At 73.6% G+C, this 26418-nt stretch carries 26 protein-coding genes; 10 read left to right on the top strand and 16 right to left on the bottom strand.

Going from position 1 to position 26418, the window contains the following annotated elements; genetic code table 11:
- Nucleotides 1-102: 102 nt before the first annotated feature.
- The 3 genes from CRYAR_RS14515 (at nt 103) to CRYAR_RS14505 (ending at nt 3354) form a co-directional block, all read left to right on the top strand.
- The gene (locus CRYAR_RS14515) at nt 103-1674 is read left to right on the top strand and encodes an ABC-F family ATP-binding cassette domain-containing protein (protein WP_035851279.1); all 1572 of its coding nucleotides are present in this window, start codon (nt 103-105) and stop codon (nt 1672-1674) included.
- A 112-nt stretch (nt 1675-1786) separates the two neighbouring features.
- Nucleotides 1787-2281, top strand: coding sequence for a SigE family RNA polymerase sigma factor (locus CRYAR_RS14510; RefSeq protein ID WP_157017660.1), 495 nt, complete (start codon nt 1787-1789; stop codon nt 2279-2281).
- Nucleotides 2278-3354 (top strand): hypothetical protein, encoded by a 1077-nt coding sequence (locus tag CRYAR_RS14505; protein WP_035851277.1) that lies wholly within the window; start codon nt 2278-2280, stop codon nt 3352-3354. The genes CRYAR_RS14510 and CRYAR_RS14505 overlap by 4 nt, the downstream gene beginning before the upstream one ends.
- Nucleotides 3355-3361: 7 nt before the next feature.
- On the opposite strand, the gene CRYAR_RS14500 is transcribed toward CRYAR_RS14505, so the two are convergent.
- The 4 genes from CRYAR_RS14500 to CRYAR_RS50155 are packed head-to-tail and all read right to left on the bottom strand — an operon-like array spanning nt 3362 to nt 7425.
- Nucleotides 3362-4963: a thiamine pyrophosphate-binding protein gene (locus CRYAR_RS14500; protein ID WP_035851275.1), complete on the bottom strand. Its 1602-nt coding sequence runs from the start codon at nt 4961-4963 to the stop codon at nt 3362-3364.
- Nucleotides 4960-5733 carry a cyclase family protein gene (locus tag CRYAR_RS14495; protein ID WP_035851273.1) on the bottom strand — a complete coding sequence of 258 codons (774 nt, stop codon included), beginning with the start codon at nt 5731-5733 and terminating at the stop codon, nt 4960-4962. The genes CRYAR_RS14500 and CRYAR_RS14495 overlap by 4 nt, the downstream gene beginning before the upstream one ends.
- Nucleotides 5734-5752: 19 nt before the next feature.
- Nucleotides 5753-6397, bottom strand: coding sequence for a response regulator (locus CRYAR_RS14490; protein ID WP_035851272.1), 645 nt, complete (start codon nt 6395-6397; stop codon nt 5753-5755).
- Nucleotides 6394-7425 (bottom strand): sensor histidine kinase, encoded by a 1032-nt coding sequence (locus CRYAR_RS50155; RefSeq protein WP_035851270.1) that lies wholly within the window; start codon nt 7423-7425, stop codon nt 6394-6396. Before CRYAR_RS50155 ends, CRYAR_RS14490 begins: the two co-directional genes overlap by 4 nt.
- A 108-nt stretch (nt 7426-7533) precedes the next feature.
- Between CRYAR_RS50155 and CRYAR_RS14480 the strand changes: the two genes are divergently transcribed.
- Together CRYAR_RS14480 and CRYAR_RS14475 are read left to right on the top strand one after the other, a co-directional pair.
- On the top strand, nt 7534-8244 hold the full coding sequence (locus CRYAR_RS14480; RefSeq protein WP_051570206.1) for an ABC transporter ATP-binding protein: 711 nt from the start codon (nt 7534-7536) through the stop codon (nt 8242-8244).
- On the top strand, nt 8241-9197 hold the full coding sequence (locus CRYAR_RS14475) for an ABC-2 transporter permease (protein WP_035851268.1): 957 nt from the start codon (nt 8241-8243) through the stop codon (nt 9195-9197). Before CRYAR_RS14480 ends, CRYAR_RS14475 begins: the two co-directional genes overlap by 4 nt.
- A 36-nt stretch (nt 9198-9233) precedes the next feature.
- On the opposite strand, the gene CRYAR_RS14470 is transcribed toward CRYAR_RS14475, so the two are convergent.
- The 4 genes from CRYAR_RS14470 to CRYAR_RS14455 all read right to left on the bottom strand — a co-directional run bounded on the left by CRYAR_RS14470 (nt 9234) and on the right by CRYAR_RS14455 (nt 13292).
- Complete coding sequence (locus CRYAR_RS14470) at nt 9234-10058, bottom strand: LLM class flavin-dependent oxidoreductase (protein WP_035851266.1); 825 nt, start codon at nt 10056-10058, stop codon at nt 9234-9236.
- 200 nt (nt 10059-10258) lie between these two features.
- Nucleotides 10259-11299 carry a hemolysin family protein gene (locus CRYAR_RS14465; protein WP_035851264.1) on the bottom strand — a complete coding sequence of 347 codons (1041 nt, stop codon included), beginning with the start codon at nt 11297-11299 and terminating at the stop codon, nt 10259-10261.
- Entirely contained in the window at nt 11296-12627 is a 1332-nt protein-coding gene (locus CRYAR_RS14460; protein ID WP_035851263.1) for a hemolysin family protein, read from the bottom strand. Before CRYAR_RS14460 ends, CRYAR_RS14465 begins: the two co-directional genes overlap by 4 nt.
- Before the next feature lie 86 nt (nt 12628-12713).
- The gene (locus tag CRYAR_RS14455; protein ID WP_035851261.1) at nt 12714-13292 is read right to left on the bottom strand and encodes a TetR/AcrR family transcriptional regulator; all 579 of its coding nucleotides are present in this window, start codon (nt 13290-13292) and stop codon (nt 12714-12716) included.
- 62 nt (nt 13293-13354) lie between these two features.
- On the opposite strand from CRYAR_RS14455, the gene CRYAR_RS14450 reads away from it, so the two are divergent.
- A complete protein-coding gene (locus CRYAR_RS14450) occupies nt 13355-14131 on the top strand; it encodes an SDR family NAD(P)-dependent oxidoreductase (RefSeq protein WP_035851260.1) in 777 nt (258 codons plus the stop codon).
- 55 nt (nt 14132-14186) lie between these two features.
- On the opposite strand, the gene CRYAR_RS14445 is transcribed toward CRYAR_RS14450, so the two are convergent.
- Nucleotides 14187-15035, bottom strand: coding sequence for a helix-turn-helix transcriptional regulator (locus CRYAR_RS14445; RefSeq protein WP_035862408.1), 849 nt, complete (start codon nt 15033-15035; stop codon nt 14187-14189).
- Between the two features lie 85 nt (nt 15036-15120).
- Between CRYAR_RS14445 and CRYAR_RS14440 the strand changes: the two genes are divergently transcribed.
- Nucleotides 15121-16806 (top strand): AMP-binding protein, encoded by a 1686-nt coding sequence (locus tag CRYAR_RS14440; RefSeq protein WP_035851259.1) that lies wholly within the window; start codon nt 15121-15123, stop codon nt 16804-16806.
- On the opposite strand, the gene CRYAR_RS14435 is transcribed toward CRYAR_RS14440, so the two are convergent.
- A complete protein-coding gene (locus tag CRYAR_RS14435) occupies nt 16803-17525 on the bottom strand; it encodes a tyrosine-protein phosphatase (protein WP_051570204.1) in 723 nt (240 codons plus the stop codon). The two genes, CRYAR_RS14440 and CRYAR_RS14435, sit on opposite strands and share 4 nt — an antisense overlap.
- A 130-nt stretch (nt 17526-17655) precedes the next feature.
- Between CRYAR_RS14435 and CRYAR_RS14430 the strand changes: the two genes are divergently transcribed.
- Entirely contained in the window at nt 17656-18321 is a 666-nt protein-coding gene (locus tag CRYAR_RS14430) for an SDR family oxidoreductase (RefSeq protein ID WP_035851258.1), read from the top strand.
- Here the strand turns inward: CRYAR_RS14430 and CRYAR_RS14425 are convergent.
- From CRYAR_RS14425 to CRYAR_RS14400, 6 genes are all read right to left on the bottom strand, one after another.
- Nucleotides 18318-19091 carry an FkbM family methyltransferase gene (locus CRYAR_RS14425; RefSeq protein WP_035851257.1) on the bottom strand — a complete coding sequence of 258 codons (774 nt, stop codon included), beginning with the start codon at nt 19089-19091 and terminating at the stop codon, nt 18318-18320. The two genes, CRYAR_RS14430 and CRYAR_RS14425, sit on opposite strands and share 4 nt — an antisense overlap.
- A gap of 33 nt (nt 19092-19124) precedes the next feature.
- Nucleotides 19125-19664 (bottom strand): dihydrofolate reductase family protein, encoded by a 540-nt coding sequence (locus CRYAR_RS14420; protein WP_035851256.1) that lies wholly within the window; start codon nt 19662-19664, stop codon nt 19125-19127.
- A gap of 63 nt (nt 19665-19727) precedes the next feature.
- On the bottom strand, nt 19728-20723 hold the full coding sequence (locus tag CRYAR_RS14415) for an RNA polymerase subunit sigma-70 (protein WP_035862394.1): 996 nt from the start codon (nt 20721-20723) through the stop codon (nt 19728-19730).
- An 11-nt stretch (nt 20724-20734) separates the two neighbouring features.
- On the bottom strand, nt 20735-21133 hold the full coding sequence (locus CRYAR_RS14410) for a DUF1801 domain-containing protein (protein WP_035851255.1): 399 nt from the start codon (nt 21131-21133) through the stop codon (nt 20735-20737).
- A 15-nt stretch (nt 21134-21148) separates the two neighbouring features.
- A complete protein-coding gene (locus CRYAR_RS14405; protein WP_035851254.1) occupies nt 21149-23002 on the bottom strand; it encodes a sugar phosphate isomerase/epimerase and 4-hydroxyphenylpyruvate domain-containing protein in 1854 nt (617 codons plus the stop codon).
- A gap of 38 nt (nt 23003-23040) precedes the next feature.
- The gene (locus CRYAR_RS14400) at nt 23041-24030 is read right to left on the bottom strand and encodes a hypothetical protein (protein ID WP_245620455.1); all 990 of its coding nucleotides are present in this window, start codon (nt 24028-24030) and stop codon (nt 23041-23043) included.
- 97 nt (nt 24031-24127) lie between these two features.
- On the opposite strand from CRYAR_RS14400, the gene CRYAR_RS14395 reads away from it, so the two are divergent.
- Both CRYAR_RS14395 and CRYAR_RS14390 read left to right on the top strand, forming a co-directional pair.
- Nucleotides 24128-24793, top strand: a complete 666-nt coding sequence (locus tag CRYAR_RS14395) for a TetR/AcrR family transcriptional regulator (RefSeq protein ID WP_035851252.1) — start codon at nt 24128-24130, stop codon at nt 24791-24793.
- 147 nt (nt 24794-24940) lie between these two features.
- On the top strand, nt 24941-26257 hold the full coding sequence (locus CRYAR_RS14390) for an MFS transporter (RefSeq protein ID WP_035851250.1): 1317 nt from the start codon (nt 24941-24943) through the stop codon (nt 26255-26257).
- Nucleotides 26258-26418: the final 161 nt, after the last annotated feature.

The raw sequence follows: 26418 nt of genomic DNA, 5'->3' as shown, positions 1-26418 counted from the left end.
TGACGGCGGCGCCCTCACTCGTTGATGCTCCGCCGTTCCGGTCCTCTGCCGGGCGGCTGATCCCGTGCTGCCCGGCTCGATTCCGAGCTGCGGAGCTGTGCGATGTCTGTTCTTTCCGTGGGCGAGCGCGCCCATCTGCGTGCTGACGCCATCACCGTCACCCTCGGTGCCCGGACCGTCCTGAACGACGTGTCGGTCACCGTCTCCCCCCGTTCCCGGCTCGCGATCGTCGGGGAGAACGGGCGGGGCAAGACCACCCTGCTGCACGTCCTGGCCGGGGTGCGCGCGCCCGACTCCGGCGTCGTGCGCCGGGCCGGGACGGTCGGGCTGGCCCGCCAGGCCCTGGAGAGCCGGTCCGGCGAGACCGTCGGCACGCTCACCGACGAGGCGGTCGCACCGTCCCGGGCCGCCCTGCGCGCGCTCGACGAGGCCACCGCCGCGCTGACGTCCGATCCGGACGGCTCGGCCGACCGGTACGCGGCGGCGCTGGACGCCGCGACCCGGCTGGGCGCGTGGGACGCGACCCGGCGGGTGGACGTCGCGCTCGCGGCGTTGAACGCGTGCCCGGACCGTTCCCGCGCACTGACCACGCTCTCGGTGGGGCAGCGCTACCGCGTGCGCCTGGCCTGCCTGCTCGGCGCGCACCACGACATCCTGCTGCTGGACGAACCGAGCAACCATCTCGACGCCGACGGGCTCGCCTTCCTCACCGACCGGCTGCGCGGCCACTCCGGCGGGGTCGCGCTGGTCAGCCACGACCGCGCGCTGCTGCACGACGTCGCGAACGAGTTCCTGGACCTGGACCCGAGCGCCGACGGCCGGCCGCACCGGTACGTGGGGGCCTACCCGGCCTGGCAGGAGGGGCACCGGCGCGACCGGGAGCGCTGGGAGCAGGAGTACGCGGAGCAGCAGGCCGAGCACCGGCGGCTCACGGTCGCCGTGGAACAGGCCCGGGACCGGCTCGACACCGGCTGGCGGCCGCCGAAGGGCACCGGGAAGCACCAGCGCCAGTCCCGGGCCCCGGGCGTGGTGCAGGCGCTCAACCGCGAGCGGGCCGCGCTCGACGCGCACCGCGCGACCGTGCCGGAGCCCGAACCGGTGCTGCGCTGGCCCGCGCTGCCGGCCCGGCGGGGCACCACGCTCGTGCGCGCGTCCGGGGTGGGCGTGACCGGCCGGCTGGCCCCGGCCTCGGTGGTGCTCGACGCCGGTGACCGGCTGCTGATCACCGGCGCGAACGGCACCGGCAAGTCGACGCTGCTCGCGGTGCTCGGCGGGGCGCTGGCCCCGGACACCGGCACCGTGACGCGGGCCGCCGGGGCGCGGATCGCCCGGCTGGCCCAGGAGGTCCCGCAGTGGCCGGCCGACCGGACCGCGGCCGAGCTCTACGCCGGGGAGGGCTCGCTGGCCGCCACCGGGCTGCTGGACCGCCAGGCCCGGCACACCGCGGTGGGCCGGCTCTCGCTGGGCCAGCAGCGGCGGCTCGACCTGGCGCTGCGGCTGGCCGAACGGCCCGAGCTGATCCTGCTCGACGAGCCGACCAACCACCTCTCGCCGCTGCTCGTCGACGAGCTGACCGCGGCGCTGCGCTCGACCCCGGCCGCGGTCGTCGTCGCGACCCACGACCGGCAGCTGCTCGCCGACCTCGCGGACTGGCCCCGCCTAGGCCTGGCCTGACCCGCGATCGCGGCGCCCGCCGGGCCGACCGGCGAAAAATCGTCGGGTCCGCGTTCCACAAACCGAGCCCTCGCCGCGTAGAGAAGGGGACGGCGGAACGAGAGGGGCCGAAGTGCCTTTGGGGTTCGACGACTACGTGACCGAGCGCGGCCGGGCGCTGCTGCGGTTCGCCTACCTGCTCACCGGCGACTACCACCTCGCCGAGGACGTGCTGCAGGAGGCACTGGCCAAAGTGCACGGACGCTGGTCCCGCCTGCGCCGCGACGACGACCCCAACGCCTACGTCCGCACCGCGATCCTGCGTCAGTACCTGTCCTGGCGGCGGCGCCGCTCGTCCGGCGAGACACCGTCCGAGCTCACGGTCGACGCGCCGGGCGGAACCGACTACGCCGAGACGCTCGCCCAGCGCGACGCGCTCTGGCACGCGCTCTCCGGCCTGCCCCGCCAGCAGCGGGCCGCGGTCGTCCTCCGCTTCTACGAGGATCTGGACGACGACGAGATCAGCCGGCTCCTGAACTGCTCGGTGGCCACCGTCCGCAGCCACGTCAGCCGCGGCCTCGCCCGGCTCCGCGACGAGATCCACACCGTGGGAGGCGAAGTCCGATGAACGAGGTCGACCAGGCCGTGCGGTGGATGCTCACCGAGAAGGCCGACAGCGTCTCCGAGCCCGAGCGGCTGCTCGCCGGTGTCCACATCCGGATCCGCCGCCGCCGCAACCGCCGCCGGGCCCTGGTGAGCGCCGTCGCCGTGGTCGTGCTCCTGGCCGCCGGAACCGTGGCGTGGTCCACCGACCGCCAGGACCGGCTGGTGCCCGCGCAACGCCCGAGCGCGGGCCCCGGCGTCGTCCCGCCGTCTCCGGTCGGCGTCGGTCCGATGCCGACGAACTTCCCGGCGGCGCAGGTCATGCTCGACACCCCGGGCAACTGGCTGTTCACCAGCCAGCAGGACACCAGGCCGGACGCCTGGATCCAGGTCCGGATCAGCCGGGTGCGGCTGGTCCCGAGCATGGGGCTCGGGACGTACAGCACGATCCCGGTCGGCAACCTCCGGGCGGACGTCTACGTCGTTCCCCCGCGTCCCCGGGGCGGCATCCAGGAGCGGGCCGGTTCGAACTACAAGGGTGGCCCCTACCTGGAGTTGACCTACTTCCACCGCGCTTTCGGCGTCTGGGTCCAGATCTCCGCGTCCCACCGGGCCGAAACGCGGCCGCTCGGGGTCACCCCGGACGATCTCGCGGGCATCGCCCGCGGCATCACCGCGCAGGAGACGCCGATCTCCGACCAGCTACGGTTCGCGACCGCTCCGCCCGGCCTGACGGTGGGCGGCGCCCTCACCGGACCCCGCCGGTCGATCTACGAGTTCCTCGAGCCGGACGGCGACTACGAGGCCATGCGTCCCGAACCCGGCTCCCTGGACCTGCACGGAGTCGTGACCGTCCGGGTCCAGGCCGGCCACGATCACGACAACCCGATCCGGGTGCGCACGTTCGAAGCCGGCCGCTGGACCGTGACGAAGTACCGGCGCCTCGGCACCGCGGACGGCCCGTCCTACCTGATGACGATCGACGACCGCCGGTCGATCATCGTCGAGGTCGACGAACGAGCCCGCTTCACCGACGAGGAGATGACGCACTTCATCGGCGGCATCAGCCTCGGGCCCGACTTCGCGTGCTGCGGCTGACCCCGGATCAGTGGCCGCGGAACGCCTCCGCGAGCCACCACGATCCGCCGTCGTCGGCGATCTTCGCGTCGAGCAGGAGCGCCGAACGCCGATCCCAGGTGTCGAGCACGCGCAGGTCGTCGAGCGTGCGCACGGTGGCGCCGCGCAGCCCGTACCCGCGGGCGACCGCGGCGATGTCGGTCTCCGGGAACGTCACCGCCGACAGGTCCGCGCCGGCGCCGAAGTGGTGCACCTCGGCGCCGTAGGCGGCGTCGTCGTAGACCACGATCAGCAGCGGCAACCCGAGCCGGGCCACGGTGTCCAGCTCGGCCGCGGCCATCAGCAGACCGCCGTCGCCGGTGCCGAGCACGGTCAGCCGGTCGGGGCGGGCCAGCGCGGCGCCCACCGCGGTGGCCAGCCCCAGCCCGATCGATTGGAACGCCTGCGTGAAGCAGAACCCCGCCTCGTCCGGCACGCCCAGGAACGCCGCCGGGTAGCCCATGAAGTTGCCCGAGTCGACGGCCACCGTGCGCTCCGCGGGCAGCCGCCGGTCTAGTTCGGCCGAGAGCGCGCGCGGATCGATCCGGTCGGCGCTGGAGAGGTCGAACGGCCCCCACCCGGGCCCGCCGTCCAGCAGCCCGGGTCGTCGGTACCCCTCGCGCTGCTCCAGCCGGGGAAGCAGGCCCGCCGCCGTGGCACCCACGTCGCCGTGCACCCCCAGGTCGATCGGCCGGTTCGCGCCGAGCGCCGCCAGGTCGTCGTCGACCTGGACCAGGCGGGTGCCCTCGCCGATCAACCGGCCGTGGCGCAGCGTCCACATGGTGAACGAGCAGCCCCAGCCGACCAGCAGGTCCGCACCGCGGATCAGGTCCGCGGCACGCGGATCCGCGAACCCACCGGAGATGCCGAGGTCGAACGGGTCGCCGGTGAACAGCCCCTTCGCCACCGCGGACGTGGCGACCAGCGCCCCGGTGCGCGCCGCGAGCTCGCGCAGCACCGGGCCGTGCCCACGCGCGCCCCGCCCGCCGACGAACACCGGGCGCCGCGCCGCGGTGATCGCGGCGGCCAGCGCCTCCACCGCCGCCTCCCCCGGACGCACCGGTACCGGAGCCGGCACCTCCGGCACGTCGCCGAGCTCGGCGCTCTGGGCCTGCACGTCCAGCGGCAGGTTGAGCACGACCGTCCGCCGACCGTCGCGGGCGGTGCGCCAGGCCCGCACCACGTCGTCGGCGACGCTCGACGCGCCGTACACCCGCTCGGGCACCGCCCCGACGCTGCGTACCAGCGCGTCCTGATCGATACGGAAGTTCGAGCGCACCGCCGAGGCGGCCGTGTCGGCGGTGAGCACGAGCAGCGGCGTGCGTGACTTCGCGGCCTCGGCGATGCCGGTCATCGCGTTCGTGAGCCCGCAGCCCTGGTGCAGCGACAGCACCCCGGGGACGCCGGACGTGCGGGCGTAGGCGTCGGCCATCGTCGCGGCGCCACCCTCGTGGCGGGTCGCGACGAACTCCACCCCGGCGTTCCTCAGCGCGTTGGTGACGTGGAAGTTGCCGCTGCCGACGACACCGAACGCGTACCGGGCCCCGAGCCTCCCGACCAGCGCACCGACGACGTCGGCGACCGACGTCACTTCTCGACCAGTGCGAACACCCGGCTCGGGCTACCCGTGCCGCCGACGATCGGCAGCGGGCTCACGACCAGCACCGCCCCGGTGGCCGGCAGCTTCTCGAGGTTGCGCAGCTGGGTGAGCCCGTACGTGCCGGCCTCCAGCAGGAAGTGGTGCGCCGGGAACGGCGGCTCGAAGCCGCCCGCGGCGCCCGCGTCGATACCGACCGTCTCGACTCCGAACCCGGCGATCGTGCGCTCGGACGCCAGCCAGCGCGCGGCCCGCGCCGACGGGCCCGGGGTGTGCGGGCCGTTCTCGTCGGCGTTGGCGAACGCGACCGCGTCCTCCTGGCGCGCGCTCCACCCGGTCCGCAGCAGCAGCCAGGCACCGTCGGGCACCCGGCCGTGCTCGGCCTCCCACGCCTCGACGTGCTCGGGCTCGAGCAGGAAGTCGGGGTCCGCGGCGACCTGCGCCCGCACGTCGACCACGACGACCGGGCCGATCAGCTTCGACGGCGGGATCGCGTCGACGGTCTCGCCGTCGCGCGCGGTGATCCAGTGCGCCGGAGCGTCCAGGTGGGTCCCGGTGTGCTCGCCGGTGTGGATGTTGTTCCACTTCCAGGCCGGGCCCGCGTCGTCGAACGCGCTGACCGCCTCCAGGCTCAGCGGGATCGTGTTCGCGAACGGCGGCGGCAGCTGCAGGACCGGCGTCGACGGACTGAGCGGCGCGGTCAGGTCGACGACCTCGACGTCAGCGGATTCCAGCGCGGCCACTAAAGCCGACAAAACAGTCACAGGCCCCTCCAGAGGACGATCAGTCGACCTTATGGTGCTCCCACGCCCAGGCGGCCACTTCCACCCGGTTCCGCAGACCCAGTTTCGTCTGGATGCCGGAGACGTGGCTCTTTACCGTGCTCAGCGAGATGAACAGCCGCGCGGCGATCTCCCGGTTCGTCCGGCCCCGGGCCACCTCGCGGACGACCTCGAGCTCCCGCTCGGAGAGCGGGCGCGCCGGTGCGCGTGCCGGGGCCCGCTCGCGCACCGTGCGCAGCAGCCGCACCGTGACCGACGGCGAGACCAGGGCGTCACCGGCGTGCGCGGCCCGCACCGCCTCCACCAGCAGCGCCGGACCGGCGTCCTTGAGCAGGAACCCGACCGCGCCCGAGCGCAGCGCGCCGTAGACGTACTCGTCGGTGTCGAACGTCGTCACGACGACCACGCGCAGCGGATCGGCGACGTCCGGCCCGGCGAGCGCGCGGGTCACCTCCAGGCCGTCGAGGCGCGGCATCCGGATGTCGACGAGGCACACGTCCGGCCGCAGCTCCCGGGCCCGAGCGACCGCCTCCGCGCCGTCGGCGGCCTCGGCCACCACGCGGATGTCGGCCTGGTCCTCCAGGATCAGCCGCAACCCGCTCCGCACCATCGCCTGGTCGTCGGCGACGAGCACCCGGATCGTCACAGCGGAATCGTCGCCCGCACGGACCACCCGCCGGCGTCCCGCGGACCCGCAGTGACCACGCCCCCGAGCGACTCCACCCGCTCACGCATCCCGATCAACCCGTAGCCCCCGCGCGGCCGCCGCGACGACACCGCCGGGGCGTCGTCGGTCACGTCCACCACCAGCTCCCGCTCGTCGGCCGCGACCGACACCGTCACCGAGCCCGCACCCGGCGCGTGCCGGGACACGTTCGTCAGCGCCTCCTGCACGACCCGGTACACCGTGCTCCGCACCTCCGCGGGCCACTCACCCGCCGCGACGTCCCGCCGCAGCCGGGGACCGCGCCACCGGTCCAGCAGCGCGTCGAGTTCCTCCGGGGCGGTGGCCGCCTGCCCGGCGTCGCCCGGGGAACGCAGCACCCCGACGAGCCGGCGCATGGCCGCCAGCGCCTCGGTCCCCGCGGCCTCGATCCCGGCCAGCGCGCCGGGCACCGACCCGGGCGGCGCGGAGCGCAGCTGCGCGGCCTGCGCCTGCACCACGATGCCGGTGACGTGGTGCGCCACGACGTCGTGCAGCTCGCGGGCCAGCTCCAGCCGCTCCTCCCGGCGCACCGCCTCCCGGGCCGCGCGCCGCTGGACGTCGAACGCGCGCAGCCCGAGCCCGACACCCACCGCGCCCACCCAGCCGGTCGCGCTCAGCACCGGCACGGTCGTGGCTCCCCCGGCCACGAATCCGGCGGCGACGACCGCCAGCCCGGCCGCCGGGACGCCGACCTCGGCCTCCCGCGCCGCGGCCGCCACCACCACCCCCAGCGCCAGCACCGTCGCCGGCCCCGGCTCCCTGGGCAGGCCCGCCGACGCCGCGACCAGGATCGCCGTACCGGCCAGCAGGAACACCGGGTACCGCAGCCCGGCCACCGCGCCGCCGATCGCCAGCGCCCCGACGACCGCCCCGAACACCCAGTACGACCCACCCCAGCTGACCCGGATCGCCCCGGCCGTGATCACCACACCGAGAGCGCCGGCGAGCACCAGCGAGGTTCTCTTCACGAGAAGCAGGCTACGAGCACGCCGCCGCGCGCGAACCGGTCAAAAGTACGACCGGAACCCTGCTTCCGACCGGTGCCGCGGACCGGGCCACCCCGCAGCGTGGAAGGCATGGCATCCCCACCGCTGCTCGAGGCCTCCGGCCTGGGCAAACGTTACGGCCGGCGCACCGCGCTCGCCGACTGCACCCTGTCCGTCCCGCCCGGCCGGATCGCCGGCCTCGTCGGCCCCAACGGCGCCGGCAAGTCGACGCTGCTCCAACTGCTCTGCGGGCTGCTGCGCCCCACCTCGGGAACGCTCCGGGTGCTGGGCGAGCGCCCCGGAGCGCGGCTCGGACGCGTCGGCTTCGTCGCCCAGGACGCGCCGGTCTACGCCGACCTCACCGTCGCCGATCACCTCCGCCTCGGAGCGCACCTCAACCCCGGCTGGGACGCGGCCTTCGCCGCGCGACGCGTCGACGCGCTCGGCCTCGACCGCGGCCGCAAGGCCGGCCGCCTCTCCGGCGGGCAGCGCGCCCAGCTCGCGCTCACGATCGCCGCCGGCAAACGTCCCGACCTGCTGATCCTCGACGAACCCGCGGCCGCGCTCGACCCGCTCGCCCGCACCGAGTTCCTGCGTCACCTGCGTGAATCGGTCACCGAACTCGGTGCAGGGGCCGTGCTCTCCTCCCATCTGCTCTCCGACGTGGAGCGCGTCTGCGACTACCTGATCGTCCTCGCCGGCGGGCGTCTCCGGCTCGCCGGTGACGTGCGCTCGCTGCTCGCCGAGCACTCCGCCCCGACGCTGGAGGAGCTGGTGCTGACGCACCTGAGCCACGCATGATCTGGCTGAGCTGGCGGCAGTTCCGCGGGCCGGCCGTCGTGGCCGCGATCGCGCTGGCCGCCGCGGTCTCCGGCCTGGTGGTCCTCGGCGTGGCGATCCGGCGCGAGCCGTACGTGCGCTGCACGGCCGACTGCGGTGCGCTCGCGGCCGAGTTCACCGACAAGTGGGTGAACGTGCTGTACTTCGCCGACGCCGGCCTGCTGGTGCTGCCCGTGCTGATCGGGATCTTCTGGGGTGCGCCGCTGGTGGCGCGGGAGTGGGAGGCCGGGACTCACCGTCTGGTGTGGAACCAGAGCGTGCCGCGGAGCCGGTGGCTGCGGGGAAAGCTGCTCGTCGTCGGCGCGGCGAGCGTCGTCGTGAGCGGTCTGGCGAGTGTGTTCCTGACCTGGGCGGCGGCGCCGTACGACGCGGTGGCCGGTGACCGTTTCACCCGGCTGCTGTTCGGGACGCGCAACCTGGTTCCGGTGGGGTATGCGTTGTTCGCGGTGGTGGTGGGGGCGGGTCTGGGCTTGTTATTGCGGCGGACGGTACGGACGATGGCGGTCACCGGGTTGGTGCTGATCGCCGTGCAGATCCTGGTGCCGACGACGCTCCGGGCGCACTTCCTCGCCCCGGAGCACCGCGCGGTGCCGATGACCGCGGAGGTCGTCGCGAACCTGCGGTTCCTCGGGTCCGACGCGACCATCAGCGGGCTCACCGTCCCGGGCGCGATGGTGGTGTCGACGAGCCGCCTCCGGACGCCGTCCGGGGAGCTCGTCGACCTCGGCCGGTACCGCGCGTGCGTGTCCCGCTCCCCCGAGACGGCACCGGCCTGCATCGAGGCCCTGGGGGTCCACGTGGACGTCGCCTACCACCCGGCCGGGCGGTACTGGACCTTCCAGTTCCTGGAGTTCACGCTCTACCTGGCCGCGGCCGCCGGTCTCGTGGCGCTGAGCGTCCTGCGCCTGCGCTGACGCGGTTCCCCGGCGGCGCCGGGGAACCGCATGTCGTCAGTGGAGCGTGATCCCGGCCAGGGCGTCGACCTGGCCGGGGTCCTCGCCGTAGCAGTAGAGCACGAGTTCGTCGGCGCCGAACTCGCGATAGGCGGCCACGGTGTCGGCGATCTCGGCCGGGTCGCTGAGCGGCACGGCCCAGTCGTCGCGGCCGGTGAACGCGTAGTAGTCGGCGATCGCCCTGCGCGCGTCGTCGACGGCCGGGGCGGCGGCCACGTTGATCTGGCACACCAGCCGGGGCCGCCCGGCCCGCCCGGCCGACGACCACTCGTCGCGCACGGTACGCACCAGCCCGCCCGCCCACGTCAGCGGCGCGGCGCAGAGGAACCCGTCACCGTGCGCGGCCACCCGGCGCAACGCGGCCGGTGCGAACGCTCCGATCAGGATCGGCGGAGCGGTGATCGGCGGGCCGACGGGGGCACCGCGGTACTCCTCGCCGCGCCAGATCGCGCGCAGGTCGGTGAGCTGGGCGTCGAGGAGCCGCCCGCGCCGGCCGATCGGCGTCCCGGCGGCGGCGTGGTCGTCCTCGCGGCCGCCGACCCCGATCCCGAGGACGAACCGACCACCGGACATCCGGTCGAGGGTGGCGACCTGCTTGGCCAGCAGGGCGGTGGAGCGCAGCGGCCCGAGCAGCACCTCGGTCTGCAGGCGGATCCGCGTGGTGGCGCCGGCCAGCACCGCCAGCGCGACGAGCGGTTCGGGGTTGTCGTAGGCGAGCCGGTCGAGCAACGCCAGCGTGGAGAAGCCGGCCGACTCCGCGCGGGTGGCCCAGTCGATCAGGCGGGCGGGGTTGCTGATCGGCAAACCGAGGCCGATGTCCATGGAGGTCTCCGAGAAATGGGCAGCGAGCAGGGACCGTCGCCACCTCCTCCCCGCCGGGCGGGGTCGTTCGTCCTCTGCGACACCGTTCGTGGACGACCGATTCGGAGTTCCACCGGTCAGGTTACGCGCCGGGCACCACTGGTTTCCGGCGACTCCGGGCGTAGCGCGGCCCCTCCGGACACGCCACGGGGAACCGCACGCTACGTGTGGGCGCTGTCGTGGATCTCGCCGACGAGTTCCTCGAGCATGTCCTCGAGGGCGACCAGCGCCACCCCGTCGTCCACCTCCACCTGGGCGAGGTGCGCGCCGCTGTTGCGCAGCGCGGCGATGCCCTCGCGCAGCGTGGCGCCGGGGTCGACGGTCGGCAGCGGCCGCACGATGTCGGCCGGGATCGGCGCGGTGTGCGGCACGCCCTCGGTCACCGTGTCGATGACGACGTCCTTCAGGTGCAGGTACCCCACCGGCACCCCGGTCGCCGAGACCACCGGGAACCGCGAGAACCCGGTGCGCGCGGCGACGTCCTCGACGTCCTCGAGCGTCGCCGAGCGCGGCACGGTCACCAGCGAGGCCAGCGGCAACGCCACCCGCCGCACGGTCCGCTCGTCGAGGGTCAGCGCCCGGGTGAGCAGCGTGTGCTCGGCCGGTTCGAGCAGCCCGGCCCGGCGCGACTCGGTGATCAGATCGGCCACCTCGTCCCGGGTGAACGTGCTGCTGACCTCGTCCTTGGGCTGGATCTTGACCAGCCGCAGGATCAGGTTGGCCATCGCGTTGAGCACGAAGATCACCGGCTTGAGCGCGGTCACGATCGCGACGAGCGGCGGCGCGAGCAGCATCGCCGACCGGTCCGGGCCGGCCAGCGCGATGTTCTTCGGCACCATCTCACCGACGACCACGTGCAGGCCGACGACGAGCGCGAGTGCCAGCGCGAACGCGATCGGGTGCAGCAGGTCGTCGGGCACGCCGACGGCGACGAACGGACGCTCGAGCAGGTGCGCGACGGCCGGTTCGCCGATGGCGCCCAGCGCGAGCGTGCAGATCGTGATGCCGAGCTGAGCGCCGGCCATCATCAGCGAGACGTTCTCCATCGCCCGCAGCGTCGTCTTCGCGGCGCGCGAACCGGCGAGCGCACGCGGCTCGATCGTGGTGCGCCGCGCGGAGATCAGCGCGAACTCGGCACCGACGAAGAACGCGTTCGCGAGCAGCAGGAACGCGGTGAGCAGCACTCCGGCCCAGTCGCTCATCGGGCGCTCCCCCCGGCCGGTTCCGCGATCGCCAGCACGCGATCGACGCGCCGCCCGTCGAGCCGGTCCACTTCGAGCCGGAAACGCACCGGCTCCGCGTCCACGTCGGCCGGGGTGGAGACGACGAGCACCTCGTCGCCGAGCCGGGGCAGCCGGCCCAGCCGGACCGTGACGTACCCGCCCAGCGTGTCGTACTCCGGCCCGTCGGGCACCGGCACGCCGGTTCCTTCCCGGATCTCGTCCGGGCGCAGCAACCCGCTCAGCACCCAGCCGCCGCCGGGGCGGCGGCGCAGCCCGGCCGGTTGCGACCGGTCGTGCTCGTCGGCCACCTCGCCGACGATCTCCTCGATCAGGTCCTCGAGCGTGACGATGCCCTCGGTGCCGCCGAACTCGTCGACCACCACCGCGAGCTGCAGCCCTTCGCGACGCAGCTGCGGCAGCAGGTCGTCGGCGGGTACCGAGCCGGGGATGAACACCGGGGGCTGCATCGCCGACCGGATCGGCACCGAGGTCCGCGCGTCGCGCGCGACCCCCACCGCGTGTTTGGCGTGCACCAGGCCGACGATGTCGTCGATGTCCTCGCCCACGACCGGGAACCGCGAGTGCCCGGTCCGGCCGGTCGCGGTCAGCACCGTGTGCACCGGGTCGTCGGCGTTCACCACCGTGAGGCGGCTGCGTGGCGTCATGACGTCGGCCGCGGTCAGCCGGCCGAGCCCGAGCGTGCGGCCGAGCAACTCCGCCGTCTCACCGGGCAACGTGCCCATCTGCGCCGAGCGCCGCATCAGCGACACCAGTTCCTCCGGCGCCCGGGCCGAGGACAGTTCCTCCTGCGGCTCGATGCCGAAGCGCCGCAGGATGCCGTTGGCGATGCCGTTCAGCAGCCGGATCAGCGGCAGCGTCGCGCGCGTGAACCCGCGCTGCAGCGGGGCCACGGCGATCGCGGTGCCCAGCGGCCTGGAGATCGCGATGTTCTTCGGGACCAACTCACCGAACAGCATCGTGATCAGCGTCGACAGCGTCAGGGCGAGCGCGACGGCCACCCCGGTCACGGCCGGGTCGCCGAGGCCGAGCGCCCCCAGCGGCCCTTCGAGCAGCGCCGCGATCGAGGGCTCGGCGAGGAAACCGATCGCGAGGTTCGTGATCGTGATGCCCACCTGGGCACCGGACAGCTGGGTCGAGAGGGTTCGCAGCGCCGCGTCGACTCCACCGGCACCGGCCCGCTCCACCGCCCCGCGGTCCACCGTGACGAACGCGAATTCAGCGGCGACGAAGACCCCGCACGCCGCTACCAGCAGCAATCCCAGCAGCACCAATAGCCACTCGACCATGCTTAGTTCTTCTCCACAACCCCGGTAGACGACACGAGGACCGGTCACGGGGTGGTGACCGATCCTTGTGCTCCCAAACGAAGAACTCAGGCCGAGAGTCCCCGGGACACGAGGTCGACCGTGGTGCTGATCGCCACATCCAGCGGCACCCCGCCGAGCAGCCCCCGGGCCGCCATCGACGCGACCCCGTGCACCTGCGCCGCCGCCACGATCGCCAGCGTGTACGGATCGCCCGCGCGGACCTCGCCGGCACGCTGACCGGCCGCGACCAGGTCGACCGCGACGACGACGCCCCGTGCGGCCGCCGCCGCCAGCGCTTCGGTGGCCCCGGGGTGGTGCTTGGTGCTCAGCATCAGCGCGAGCAGCGGTTCGTGCTCGACCGCGAACCCGACGTACGCGCGGGTCATCGCGTCGAGCCGGTCGCGGAACGACCCGTCCGGAGGGCTCGTGCTCTCCACCCGGTCGGCCAGCCGGGTGAACCCCTCGACCGCCAGCGCGTCGAGCAGCGCTTGTTTGTCGCGGAAGTGGTGGCTCGGGGCCGCGTGGGAGACGCCCAGGTCACGGGCCAGGCTCCGGAGCGAGATGCCGTCGACGCCGACGGTCGCGAGCGCCTTCTCGGCCGCCGCGAGCAGGTCGGTGCGGAGATTTCCGTGGTGGTAGGCCACGCGCTCAGCTTAGTCAGATCTTGTCATTGACAAGAATCCTGACACTGCCTAGTTTCAAGCGCATGGACCTTCGCCACCAGACCGCGTTGATCACCGGTGCCTCGGCCGGCATCGGCGCCGAATTCGCCCGCCGGCTCGCCGCCGGGGGCGCGAACCTCGTCCTCGTCGCCCGCCGCCGGGACCGCCTCGAGGAGCTGGCCGCCACGCTTCGGGCCGAGCACGGCGTCCAGGTCGAGGTCGTGCCGTTCGACCTCGCCCGCCCCGACGCCGGCCGCGCGCTGCGCCGGCTCGTCACCCAGCCGGTCCACGTGGTGGTGAACAACGCGGGCTTCGGCAACTACGGCCCGTTCGTCGCCGAGGACCCCGAGCGGCTCGCCGCGATGATCCAGGTCAACATCGCCGCGCTCACCGACGTCAGCCACGCGTTCCTGCCCGCGATGATCGAGGCCGGCGAGGGCACGCTGCTCAACATCGCCAGCGTCGCCGCGTACGCCCCCACGCCGTCGATGCCGGTGTACGGCGCCACCAAGGCCTACGTCCTGAACTTCACCGAGGCGCTGGCCTACCAGCTGCGCACCACGAAGATCCGGGTGCTCGTCTACTCCCCCGGCGCCACCGAATCGGAGTTCTTCGACGTCGTCGGCACCCGCGACGCCGGCGGCGGCGTCTGGCAGACCCCCGCCCAGGTGGTCACCGGAGCGCTCCGCGCGCTGGACGGCCGGGCCCCGAGCGCGGTCGCGGGCCTCCCCAACCGCGCGATGGTCTCGGTCGCCCGGCTGCTCCCCCGCCGCTGGAGCCTGGCCATCGGCGGCCGCCTCGCCTACCGCGACGCCGGGTAGAACGTCACCCTGCCGGTCGCCGACCACCCGCGGCACCGGGCCGCGGGCCGAGCGCTCAGGGCAGCAGCCCCGCCCGCCGGGCGGCGACCACCGTCGCGGTGCGGGTGTGCGTGCCGAGCTTGCGCATCGCGCCGCGCAGGTAGCTCTTCACGGTCTCCGCCCCCACCTCGAGCCGCCGCGCGACCTCGGCGTTCGTGCATCCCAGCGCCACCAGCGCCACCACGTCGAGCTCACGCTCCGACAACCGCACCCCGCCCGGCGCCTCGGTGGCGGTGTCGCCAGCGGTCAGGCGTTCGGAGACGTCGAGCAGGCGGCGGCGGAGCCCGGGGTCGGCCACCTCGCGGGAGATCGCGCGGAGCTCGGCGTGCGCGGCGCGGACCTCGTCCCACTCCGGCGCCGACGGCAGCTCCCGGGCCGCCCGGGTGATCGCGGCCGTCTCCAGCGTGCGTAGCCGGCGCTCGACCTCGCGGCGCACGGCGAGCTCGGTCGCCACGTCGGCCGCCGCCGCCGACATCGCCGCCAGCACCCGTGGCCCGAGCGCCAGCGGTTCCCGGATGCCGCCGTACAGCACCGCGAGCGCGACCCCACCGACGACCGCGGGCACCGCCGCGACCGCCCGTAACCCCTCGTCGAGCACGGGGCGGTCGTACTCGTGGGTGATCCGCGGGTCGGACGCGTAGTCGGCGACGCTCTCCGCGCCCGCTCGGGCCAGCACCCGCCCGCCGAGCCCGTTCCCGGCGGTCACCAGCAGGTCACGCAGCCCGCCGGTCGTCGTCCCGCTGAATTCGGTGAGGCGCATGCCGCGCGGCGCCACCAGCCCGCCGAACGCGACCGGGACCCCGCTGGTCCGGCGCAACCGGAGCAGCGCACCACGCACCACCGAGCGTTCACCGAGGTCGTCCACCACCTCACTATGCCTCCCCCGAACGGGGGTAACGGGCGTCGGCGGGATTGCTTAGGGTCGCGAGCACTCACGAGAAGGGGCAACGATGTCCGCGACCGAGACGTACCGGCACGCCCGTGACCTACTCCTGCGCCACCGCACCGACTACCACCGTGCGGTCGCGGAGTTCACCTGGCCGACGTTCGACGGCCCGTTCAACTGGGCGATCGACTGGTTCGACGCGTACGCGCGCGGCAACGACCGCACCGCGCTCTGGATCGTCGAGGAGGACGGCACCGAGAACCGATACTCGTTCGACGACATGGTCACCCGCTCCGACCGGCTCGCGGACCTGCTGGCCGCCGACGGCGTCGGGCGGGGCGACCGGGTGCTGCTCATGCTGTCCAACCAGGTCGAGCTCTGGGAGTCGGTGCTCGCGATCACCAAGCTCGGTGCCGTGATCATGCCGACCACCACCGCGCTCGGCCCGGCCGACCTCCGCGACCGCGTCGACCGCGGCCGGGCCGCCTACGTCATCGCGAACTCCGCCGACACCCCGAAGTTCGACGACGTCCCCGGCGGCTACGGCAGGCTCGCGGTCGGCGGCGCGGTCGGCTGGCGGTCCTACGCCGACGCGTCGGGCTTCCCCGGCACCCGCCGCGAACCCCTCACCACCCCCGACGACACGCTGCTCGTCTACTTCACCTCCGGCACCACGAGCCGCCCGAAGCTCGTCGAGCACAACCAGGTGAGCTACCCCGTCGGCCACCTCTCGACGATGTACTGGATCGGGCTGCGCCCCGGCGACGTGCACCTGAACATCAGCTCGCCGGGCTGGGCGAAACACGCGTGGAGCAACGTGTTCGCGCCCTGGATCGCCGAGGCCACGATCTTCGTCTACAACTACACCCGCTTCGATGCCGACGCCCTGCAGGAGCAGATCCGCCGGTGCGGTGTGACGACGTTCTGCGCGCCGCCGACGGTCTGGCGGATGCTGATCCAGGCCGACCTGTCCGGTGGGCCGGGCGCGCTGCGTGAGGTGGTGGCGGCCGGCGAACCGCTCAACCCCGAGGTGATCGAGCAGGTCCGGGAGCGGTGGGGCCTGACGATCCGGGACGGGTTCGGGCAGACCGAGACGTCCGTTCAGGTCGCGAACACCCCGGGTCAGGACGTGCGCCCGGGGTCGATGGGGCGGCCGCTGCCGGGCGTGCCGGTGGTGCTCGTCGACCCGGTCACCGGGGCGCCGTCGGACGCCGAGGGCGAGCTGTGCCTGGACCTCGCCGCCCGGCCGGTGAACCTGATGGTCGGCTACACCGACGATCCGGCCCGGCACGAGGAGGCGATGGCCGGCGGTTATTACCACACGGGTGACGTGGCGACCCGGGACGCCGACGGGTACGTCACCTACGTCGGGCGCACCGACGACGTGTTCAAGGCCAGCGACTACAAGATCAGCCCGTTCGAGCTGGAGAGCGTGCTGCTCGAGCACCCGGCGGTCGTCGAGGCCGCGATCGTGCCGGCCCCGGATCCGATCCGGCTCGCGGTGCCGAAAGCGTTCGTCGTGCTCGCCGCCGGGTGGGAGCCGACCGCGGCGACGGCGGAGACGATCCTGGCCTACGCCCGCGAGCACCTGGCGCCGTTCCAGCGGGTGCGCCGGATCGAGTTCGCCGACCTGCCGAAGACGATCTCCGGCAAGATCCGCCGCGTCGAGCTGCGCACCCTGGAACAGCAGCGTTTCGACGCCGCGACCTCCGACGTCCCCGAATACCGGGACGACGCCCTGCGTTCCTAGGGCCGATCGAGCAACGCCGCGCGCAGGCCGGCCACGGCCCCGGGCGGCAGGCCGTGGGCGGTCAGGTACTGCTCGACGTCGCCGATGCGGGCCAGCGTCGCGCGGATCAGCTCGGGCGGGCAGGCGAGCATCTCGGCGAGCATCGCGTCGGTGTGCTCGCCGGGAGGCATCGTCGCGCGGATCTTGTCGGCGAAACCCGTGGAGAGGTTCCGCGCGGTCGCCGCGTAGTCCGCCTCGACGTCCGCGGCGCCCACCCCGAGCAGCGCGTGCACGATCGCGATCACGACCCCGGTGCGGTCCTTGCCCGCGGTGCAGTGCACCACCGCGGGCAACGCGCCGGGCTCGGCGAGCGCGGGGATCACGGCGGCCAGCGCGTCGCCGCACTCGTCGACCATGAGGTGGTACGCGTCCTGGAGCGACCGCGGACGCTCCTGCGCGGCCACCCCGGCGAACGCCGGGAGGTGCCGATAACGGATCGGCAGGTCGCCCAGCGCGTCCGGCGCCACCTCGACCTCGGCGCCCTCACGCAGGTCGATCACGGTGCGGACGCCGAGCGCGGCCAGCTGCGCCCGGCCCTCGTCGTCGAGCCCGGACAGCCCGTCGGCGCGAATCAGCAGCCCGCGCCGCACCGAACCACCGCCCGCGGTGGCGTACCCGCCGGCGTCCCGGACGTTGTACGTGCCGGGTAACGGCACAGCGCGCGTGGTCGCGGCGGTCATCGTGATCCCCTCCGGTCGGAACTCTGCCCAAACTACCGGCGCCACCGGGCCGCCTCCGCCGATCCGGTGAACGGCGGATGAAGAGTCGCTGGCTACGATCGGACCGGACACTGTGCACGGAGGGGGACATATGACCGGCCTGGTAGTCGTCACCGGAGCCGCCGGAGCGCTCGGCCGGGCGGTGCTCGCCGACCTCACCGCCCGGGGCCGCACGGTCGTCGCTCTCGACCGCGACGGCGCGGCCCCGGAGGCGCTCGACGACGTGCACCCGATCGCGGTCGACCTCGCCGACCGGGCCTCCGTGCTGGCCGCGTGGAAGCGCGTCGACGAGATCGGGACGCCGTCCGGGCTGGTCACGCTGGCCGGCGGCTTCGCACCGGGCCGCCTCGCCGACCTGGACGAGGACACGTTCACCGGCCTCTGGGAAGGCAACGTCTCGACGCTGCTGTGGAGCGCGCAGCAGGCCGCGTCACGGATGCCGCGGGGATCCTCGATCGTCACGGTCGGGTCGAAGACCGCGGTGGCCGGGAAGGCGCCGGTCGGGCACGCCGCGAGCAAGGCCGCGGTCGTGCGGGTCACCGAGCTGCTCGCCGACGAACTGCGCCCGGCCGGGATCCGCGTCAACTCGGTGCTGCCGTCGGTGCTCGACACCCCGGCCAACCGCAGCTGGCTGTCGCCGGAGTCCGCCGCCAAGGCCGTGTCCACCGCGGCCGTCGCCAAGGTCATCGCGTTCCTGCTCAGCGACGACGCGGCCCCGATCAGCGGCGCCCGCATCCCGGTCTACGGCGACTCCTAGCCGCGGCGGCAGTAGACGTCGCCGCTGTTGGCCTCGTGGGGTAGCCCCGCGAGGTGCGCGGCGACGTCCTCCGCCGACGTCCACGCCGCGAACTCGAAGTCCATCGCGTCGCCCAGCGCGACGTTGAACGACGTGAACCCCAGCGCGACGGTCCGGTCCAGGCACTGCTGGGCGACGCCGCGCTCGATCGTGGTGAACTCGAACGACAACGCGGGCACCGCCGCGGAGAGCCCCGAGAGCACCGCGTACTCGTAGCCCTCGACGTCGATCTTCACGAACGCGGGCTCGCCGTACTCGCCGATCAGCTCGTCGAGCGTCACGGTCGGCACCGAGATCTCGGTGTCCCACACCTGGCCGTGCCACCCGTTCGCCCCGAACGCGGCCTCGACGAAGTCCTTCGACACCGTGGAGACCGTCGGGTTCGCGGTGTTGACGTAGAACGTCACGCTTCCCGGCTCCGCCCCGACCGCGGCCTCGACCACCCGCACCGCCGGGTCGTCGGCGAAGATCTCGGTCAGCGCCCGGCCGCACAGCGGCTGCGGCTCGAGCGCCACCACCCGCGCCCCGAGCCGCCGGTAGCTCGCCACCCGGTCCCCGACGTGGGCACCCACGTCGAACACCAGGTCGCCCGGGCGCACGAACGTGGCGTGGAACGCGTCCATCGCCGCGTCACGGACGTCGTTGCCCCAGTAGAAGTCGAGGGACTGATGGATCGACGAGACGGCGGGGTTCGCGCGAAGCGAGGACACGACGGCGCTCCTGGAGCTCATGCTTCAGGATACGCGCGTGGAGTACGTCCGGGTTCAGCGCCGGACGGTGTACCAGAGGCTGACGGCGTGGTCGGTCCGGTGCACGCGCGGCGGGTTCAGCCGGATGTGCGCGCCGCCGAGGTGCCGGAACATCGGCACGCCGTCGCCGAGCAGGATCGGCGCGACGAACATCAGCACGTCGTCGACCGCGCCGGCCTCCAGGCACTGGCGGCCCACGTCGGCGCCGATGATGCACGCGTACTTGTCGCCGGCTGCCGCCTTGGACGCGGTCACCGCGGTCGCGAGGTCGGTGACGAACGTGATCCCCGGCACCGCGACGTCCGGCGGGTTGTGTGTCAGCACGAACTGGGGACCTTCCCACGCCCCGCCGAACGGGCCTTCCTTCTCGGTGCCCATGTTCGGGTCGTCACCGCGGTAGGACCGGCCGCCGACGAGGCACGACCCGACCTGGGCCACCAGTTCGTCGGCGACCGGGTCGGGACCGAGGAAGTCACGCAGCCACTGCATGTCGTCACCCGGGCCGGCGATGAAACCGTCGAGCGACATCGTGGCGCCGTAGAGCAGCTTTCCCATGGATTCTCAGCTCCCGCGGAGTTCGTTACGGACCTTCGTTGAGACGGGAACCCGGCGGAGAACTCATCGGTCGGCCGGAAGAATCTCGGCGGGCAACCCGAACGCCGGGAACAGCGCCGGGTCGTGGAACGCGGTCATCCCGGTGAAGAACCCGTCACGGATTTCCATCACCGAGATCGCGAACGGCCGGAACGCGGGCTCGCCGGGCCGCCGGGTCCAGGACGCCACCGCCGGCTGACGGTTCGCGCCCACCGGGCGCATCACGAACTCGCCGACGTAGCCCTCCAGCGCCGGATCCCAGCTCGACGCCAGGGCCCGCCGGACGTGCTCCCGCCCGCGGAACCACATCGGCCACGGCGGCATGGTCGTCCGGATGTCCTCGGCCAGCAGCGCGGCCACCGCGTCGACGTCGCCGCGTCGCACCGCGTCCAGATAGCGGTGGAGCAGGTGCTTTTCCTCGGCGGTCGGCTCGGTGGCGGCGCGCCAGTCGGCCCGGCGCTCCGGAAGGCTCTCCCGGAGGGTGGCGCGGGCGCGCTGCAGCGCGCTGTTGACGGCCGGAACACTCAGGCCGAGCGCACCGGCGACGTCGGACGCCGGCCAGCCGTGCACGTCACGCAGGACCAGCGCGGCGCGCTGGCGGGCGGGCAGGAGCTGCAACGCGGCCAGGAACGCGAGCTCGATCGTCTCGCGCCCGACGGCCACGGCCTCGGGGCCCGACTCGTCCGGCGCGGCCAGCTCGTGGTCGGGGAACGGCTGGAGCCAGGGCACGTCGGTGCGCGGCGCGAGGCCGACGCTCGGGTCGGACGGCCCGGTCAGCTGATGCGGGAGAACCCGGCGGGCTTTCCCGTCGAGCCAGTCGAGACACGCGTTCGTGGCGATGCGGTACAGCCACGCCCGCAGCGTCGAGCGGCCCTCGAACGTGTCGCGCTTCGTCCACGCGCGCAGGAACGTCTCCTGGACGAGGTCCTCGGCGTCGGTGTACGACCCGAGCAGGCGGTAGCAGTGAACGCGCAGCTCACGGCGATGACGCTCGAGCTCCTCGGCGGTCAGGGACGGCATCCGGCGCCGGGTCACGGGGCCGCGGCTGCGGTGATGAGGGCTTCGAGGACGGACGGGTCGACCGCGTCGAGGCGCTTGACGTAGACGCAGCTCGCACCGGTGGTGTGCGGGCCGAGGGCGGCGAGCAGCTCGTCCTTCCGCGGGAAGGTGTCGCCCAGGTAGAGGGTGGTGGCGGCTTTCCGGGGCGAGAAGCCGATGCGGAACCAGTCGACGGTCCGGCCGGACGCGTACCGCAGCGGGGTCGCCCCGAAGCCGACGATGTTCGCGCCCCACATCGCGCCCGGGTCGCCGGTCACCCGGGCCATCAGGGCACGGATCGTGTGCGCGTCGGCCCGGCGGGCCTCGCCGGGTACCGCGGCGAGAAACTCGTCGACGCTCGCGTCGGTGCGGGTGGTCTTGAGGGTGGCCATCGGCCCAGCATGGCCTCAGGTCGCCGCGCGGACCAGGCGGTTGCGGCGATGGGCGGCCATCCGGACCGGGGCGTCGGCCCAGCCGTAGCCGTCGTAGCCGTCGAGGCGCTGGACCAGGAGCAGGAACAGCCGGCCGCCGAGCAGCTGGGTACCGACCTGGAGGTAGGCGCCGTCGTCCCGGGTGTAGAGGATGCCCAGCTCTCGGTAGGTCGCGAGGTCGCGCGGTTCGAGCTCGTACCGGGCCGCGAGGTCGTCGTAGTAGTTGTCGGGAATGGCGAGGAGGGGCGCGCCGGCGTCGCGGGCCCGGCGCGCTGCGGCCACCACGTCGTCGGTGGCGAACGCGACGTACTGCGGGTCGGCCACCGCGGGCGCCCAGTCGCCGCGCCGGAGCCGGGCCACGGTGAGGGCCAGGCGGACGCTGCGCGCGTCGTCGGTGAGCGCGCGCCCGCGGATGAGGCCGAAGGGCGCGGCGAACTCGCCGGCCGTGACCGGGGTGAGGCCCAGCACCGAGCGGTAGAAGAGCGCGGCCTCGTCGAAGTGGTCGAAGGGTTCGGAGAGGCCGACGTGGTCGATCCGGGTGACCCCGGAGCCGGCCGGCGCGGGCCTGCCGTCCGGGTCGGGCACGAAGTCGCTGCTCCAGCCACCCGCGAAATCCCCGGTGCGCGCGAAGAACAACGGGGTGCCGTCGGGGGCGGCCACCGCGGCCAGGTCGGCCTCGGCCGGTCCCCGCTCCCGGGGCAGCAGCGGCGCGAGCAGCCGCTGGGCCCGCAGCGCGGCGGCGGGCGGGTCGGCGGACTCGACCGCGAGCGCACCGAGCGCCGCGCCCCCGGTGCCGGCCGCGTTGACCAGCACCCGCGCGCGCCCCTGCTCCCACCGCTCGACGGGCTTGCTCCGGTGGCGCCCGGTACGCACGAACCCGAGCGACGCGAGCACCCCACCGAGCCGGACCGCCTCGGCCGGCTCGGCGAGCAGCTCCACGAACGCGTGCCCGCCCAGCACCGGGGCGGGCGCCGCGACCGGATCGGCGACCACCGCCGACGCCCGGGCGCCGGCTCCGGCGAGAGCCGTGGCCTCCGCGAGGGCCAGGAGCGAGCGGCGGGCGTCCACCGCCGTCGGACCCGGGTCGGCCTGCCGGAACACGTCGTTGAACACCTCGAGCGACAACGGCCCCGTGTACCCCGCGGCCAGCACCGGCCGCAGGAACGCCGGCAGATCGAACGCGCCCTGCCCGGGGAACAGCCGGTGGTGCCGGCTCCACTGCAGGACGTCCATCGACAGGTGCGGCGCGTCCGCGAGCTGCAGGAAGAAGATCTTCTCCCCGGGGATCCCGGCGATCGGCGCCGGGTCGGACCCCCGGGACAGGATGTGGAAACTGTCCAGGCAGACGCCCAGCGCCGGGTGGTCGGCCCGCGCGACCACGTCCCAGGAATGCTCGTACGTGTTCACGTGCGAACCCCAGGCCAGCGCCTCGTAGGCGATCCGCAACCCCCGCGCGGCCGCGCGCGACGCCAGCTCGGTCAGCTGCGCGGCGAGCAACCCGTCGTCGGTCACCGCGTCCGGGCCCACCGACGAACACACGAGCACCCGGTCGACGCCCAGCTCCGCCATCACGTCGAACTTGCGCTCGGCCCGGCGCAGGCTAGCCGCGAACCGCCCGGGATCCACCGAGTCGAGGTCACGGAACGGCTGGTACAGGTCGATCGAGAGCCCGAGGTCGCGGCAGAGCACCCGCACCTCGCCCGGGCTGGTCGGGGACGCGACCAGGTCCGGCTCGAAGATCTCGACCCCGTCGAAACCGGCGTCGGCCGCCGCGACGAGCTTGTCCTCGAGCGTCCCGGAAAGGCAGACGGTGGCGATCGCTGTCCTCATTGCCGGGCCTCCCTGCGTCATCGCCCGGTCTCCGCGCGTCACTGCCCGGTCTCCGCGCGGATCAGTTCGTGCAGGTGACCGGTCATCCGGCCGGCGTCGGGCTCGACGCCGGTGAACAGCCGCATCGCCGCCGCGGCCTGGTGGACGGCCATCGCGCCGCCGTCGAGCGTCCGGCAGCCCGCGGACCGTGCGGCACGCAGCAACTCGGTCTCGAGCGGCCGGTAGACGATCTCGGCGACCCACAGCCCGGGCCGCAGCAGCCCCGGGTCCAGCGGTAACCCCGGATGTTCGGCCATCCCCACCGGCGTGGCGTGCACCAGCCCGTCGGCGACCGCCAGCAGTTCCGCCAGCTCCGCCACCCTGTGCCCGGTCACCCGCCCCGCCCCGCTCTCCCCCACCCCGTCCGACGCCGGGTCGGCGACGGGCGGACACGACGACGCAGCGCGCGCCGACGGTCCGGCGGGATCCGCGGCGCGCGCGGACGGGGTGAATCGGCCGCCGAGGGCCTCGGCGCGGGCCTTGTCCACGTCCACCACGTGGACGGTCCCCGCACCGAGCGCGAGCAGCGCGTAGGCGGCGGCCGCCCCGGCGCCACCGGCGCCCAGCAGCACCACTGCTCCTCGATCGACGCCCGGCAGGCCGGCGACCATCCCGTTGCGGAACCCCGACCAGTCCGTGTTGTGCCCGGTCGTGCGGCCGTCCGGTGCGAACACGACCGTGTTCACCGCCCCGATCTCCCCCGCCGCCCGGGACAGCTCGTCCAGGTGCGGGATCACCAGTTGCTTGCAGGGATGGGTGATGTTCAGCCCGCGGTAGCCGGCCCGCCGTGCCTCGTCAACCAGGTCGCCGACCGCGTCCGGGTCGCGGTGCAGTTCGTCCAGGTCGAGCCGCCGGTAGGAGTAGTCGATCCCGAGGTGCGCGGCTTCCCGCTCGTGCAGCGCCGGCGACAGGGACGGGCCGATTCCGGCACCGATCAGGCCGACGAGCACGTGGTCGGTGCCCCGCGAGGCGAGCGACGAGAGGGACACGGCTCTCCTCCGACTTAATGTACTCGATAGTTAGTTGTAGCCCAGGATGCCACCCAGGGGAAGAGGTACCCGTGACCGAAGGGCTTAAGGTCGGATCGTGACCGCTGCCCCCGCCGACGACGTGACGCCGGAGCGTCAGCGCGACGCCGAGCGGACGCGCGCCGAGATCCTGGACGCCGCGACCGAGGAGTTCGCCAGCCGCGGGTACGCCGGCGGCCGGGTGGACGAGATCGCGGCGAAGACACGCACCACCAAGCGGATGATCTACTACTACTTCGGCTCCAAGCAGGAGCTCTACCTCGCGGTGCTGGAACGGGCGTACGCCGGGATCCGGCGGCTCGAGCAGGAGCTGGACGTCGATCACCTCGATCCGGCGCGGGCCCTGCGGGCACTGGCCGAGCTGACGTTCGACCACCACCAGTCCCACCCGGCGTTCATCCGGCTGGTGAGCATCGAGAACATCCACCACGCCGAGCACCTGCGCACCTCGCCGATCCTGCCGACGCTCGCGGCACCCGCGGTCGACGTGCTCAGCGGCATCCTCGAGCGGGGCCGGGCCGCCGGGCTGTTCCGCGACGACGTCGACGCGCTCGACGTCCACATGGTCATCAGCGCGTTCTGCGTGTTCCGCACCGCGAACCGCTACACGTTCGAGGCGATCTTCGGCCGCGACATGCTCGACGCCGAGCGCAGCGCGCAGCACCGCCGGATGATCGGCGAGCTCCTCCTCGAGTACCTGACCGCCCACGTCGGCCGCGCCTGACCCGCGCCGGGGTGTCGGCCCCGGAGATCGCACCCACCCCTTGACAGTCGACCCGGGGCTAACTCACTCTCTGGTACCTAACCGTACGGTTCATTAGCGCGACCCCTCGCTGTGTCTGCACCGACGCACACCACCAGGGAGCCCCTCGTGTCCGAAACCCCCATCGCGCAACCGCGCAAAGCAGCGTTAGCGGCCTGGATCGGCAGCGCGCTCGAGTACTACGACTTCTTCATCTACGGCACCGCCGCCGCCCTCGTCTTCAACAAGGTGTTCTTCCCCGACTCCGACCCCGCGACCGGCACGCTGCTCGCCCTGGCCACGTTCGGAGTCGGCTACGCCGCGCGGCCGATCGGCGCGTTCATCCTCGGGCACATCGGCGACAAGTTCGGACGCAAGCGGGTGCTGGTGTTCACGCTGATGCTGATGGGCGTCTCGACGTTCCTGGTCGGCTGCCTGCCGACGTACGCGCAGGTGGGGGTCCTCGCCCCGACGCTGCTCGTGGTGCTGCGGCTCGCGCAGGGCTTCTCCGCGGCCGGCGAGCAGGCCAGCGCGAACTCGATGACGCTGGAACACGCGCCGGAGGGCCGCCGCGGGTTCTTCACCAGCTTCACGCTCAACGGCACCCAGATGGGGCAGATCCTCGCGACCGCGGCGTTCCTGCCGGTCGCCGCGTTGCCGGAGTCGGCGCTGCTCAGCTGGGGCTGGCGGATCCCGTTCCTGCTGAGCGTGCTGGTGATGCTGGTCGGGTACCTGATCCGGCGCCGGATGGAGGAGACGCCGGCGTTCGTGCAGGAGGACAGCGCGAAGATGCCGCTGGCGATCCTGTTCCGGGACCACTGGGCGTCGGTGCTGCGGGTGATCCTGGTGGCGATGGTCGCGTCGGTGAGCACGATCTTCGGGGTGTACGCGCTGTCGTTCGGTACCGACACGGCCGGGCTCGAACGCTCGACGCTGCTCTGGGTGGGGGTGCTGGCCAACGTGGTCGCGCTGGGGGCGATCCCGCTGTGGGCGTCGCTGGCCGACCGGATCGGGCGCAAGCCGGTGATGATCGGGGGCACGCTTGGCTCGGCGGCGCTGATGTTCGCGTACCTGTCGGCGATCGGCCACGGCAACTGGGTGCTGATCTTCGCGATCGGCATCCTGCTGTCGGGGGTCGTCTACAGCGCGCCGAACTCGACCTGGCCCGCGTTCTACGGGGAGATGTTCACGACCAGGGTGCGGTTGTCGGGGATGGCGATCGGGACGCAGATCGGGTTCGCGATCGGCGGGTTCGCCCCGACGATCGGGGCGGCCGTGTCCGGTGACGGGCGCAGCGGCTGGCTCCCGGTGGCCGTGATGCTGGCCGTGCTCTGCGTGATCTCCGCCGTGGCGACCGCCACCGCCCGGGAGACCGCGCACGTGCCCACCGCGGACCTCGGCCGCACCGCGCACCCCTCCCCGACGCAGATCCCCGCCCCCGCCTGACCGACGTCGTCCCGGGCCTACGACGGGTGCCCGGCCCTACCCCGGCCGCCGGAAGGCCCGGAAACCCGCCGTAGGCCCGAAAAACCTGCCGTAGGCCCGAAAAACCTGCCGTAGGCCCGAAATACCTGCCCGGACCTGCCCGCATCCCGGCGTGATCTCGC

Origin of the sequence: Cryptosporangium arvum DSM 44712 (genome assembly GCF_000585375.1) — a bacterium.
Lineage (GTDB): Bacteria > Actinomycetota > Actinomycetes > Mycobacteriales > Cryptosporangiaceae > Cryptosporangium > Cryptosporangium arvum.
The sequence above is the reverse complement of the archived record's forward strand: the minus strand, read 5'-3'. Positions and strand labels throughout refer to the sequence as shown.

Coding starts and splice junctions, on each gene's coding strand:
- CRYAR_RS14505 (WP_035851277.1), top strand. CDS start 2,278: ATGAACGAGGTCGACCAGGCCGTGCGGTGGATGCTCACCGAGAAGGCC.
- CRYAR_RS14405 (WP_035851254.1), bottom strand. CDS start 23,002: ATGAGGACAGCGATCGCCACCGTCTGCCTTTCCGGGACGCTCGAGGAC.
- CRYAR_RS14460 (WP_035851263.1), bottom strand. CDS start 12,627: ATGGTCGAGTGGCTATTGGTGCTGCTGGGATTGCTGCTGGTAGCGGCG.
- CRYAR_RS14515 (WP_035851279.1), top strand. CDS start 103: ATGTCTGTTCTTTCCGTGGGCGAGCGCGCCCATCTGCGTGCTGACGCC.
- CRYAR_RS14415 (WP_035862394.1), bottom strand. CDS start 20,723: ATGCCGTCCCTGACCGCCGAGGAGCTCGAGCGTCATCGCCGTGAGCTG.
- CRYAR_RS14430 (WP_035851258.1), top strand. CDS start 17,656: ATGACCGGCCTGGTAGTCGTCACCGGAGCCGCCGGAGCGCTCGGCCGG.
- CRYAR_RS14475 (WP_035851268.1), top strand. CDS start 8,241: ATGATCTGGCTGAGCTGGCGGCAGTTCCGCGGGCCGGCCGTCGTGGCC.
- CRYAR_RS14425 (WP_035851257.1), bottom strand. CDS start 19,091: ATGAGCTCCAGGAGCGCCGTCGTGTCCTCGCTTCGCGCGAACCCCGCC.
- CRYAR_RS14435 (WP_051570204.1), bottom strand. CDS start 17,525: ATGACCGCCGCGACCACGCGCGCTGTGCCGTTACCCGGCACGTACAAC.
- CRYAR_RS14465 (WP_035851264.1), bottom strand. CDS start 11,299: ATGAGCGACTGGGCCGGAGTGCTGCTCACCGCGTTCCTGCTGCTCGCG.
- CRYAR_RS14410 (WP_035851255.1), bottom strand. CDS start 21,133: ATGGCCACCCTCAAGACCACCCGCACCGACGCGAGCGTCGACGAGTTT.
- CRYAR_RS14440 (WP_035851259.1), top strand. CDS start 15,121: ATGTCCGCGACCGAGACGTACCGGCACGCCCGTGACCTACTCCTGCGC.
- CRYAR_RS14480 (WP_051570206.1), top strand. CDS start 7,534: ATGGCATCCCCACCGCTGCTCGAGGCCTCCGGCCTGGGCAAACGTTAC.
- CRYAR_RS14450 (WP_035851260.1), top strand. CDS start 13,355: ATGGACCTTCGCCACCAGACCGCGTTGATCACCGGTGCCTCGGCCGGC.
- CRYAR_RS14470 (WP_035851266.1), bottom strand. CDS start 10,058: ATGGACATCGGCCTCGGTTTGCCGATCAGCAACCCCGCCCGCCTGATC.
- CRYAR_RS14420 (WP_035851256.1), bottom strand. CDS start 19,664: ATGGGAAAGCTGCTCTACGGCGCCACGATGTCGCTCGACGGTTTCATC.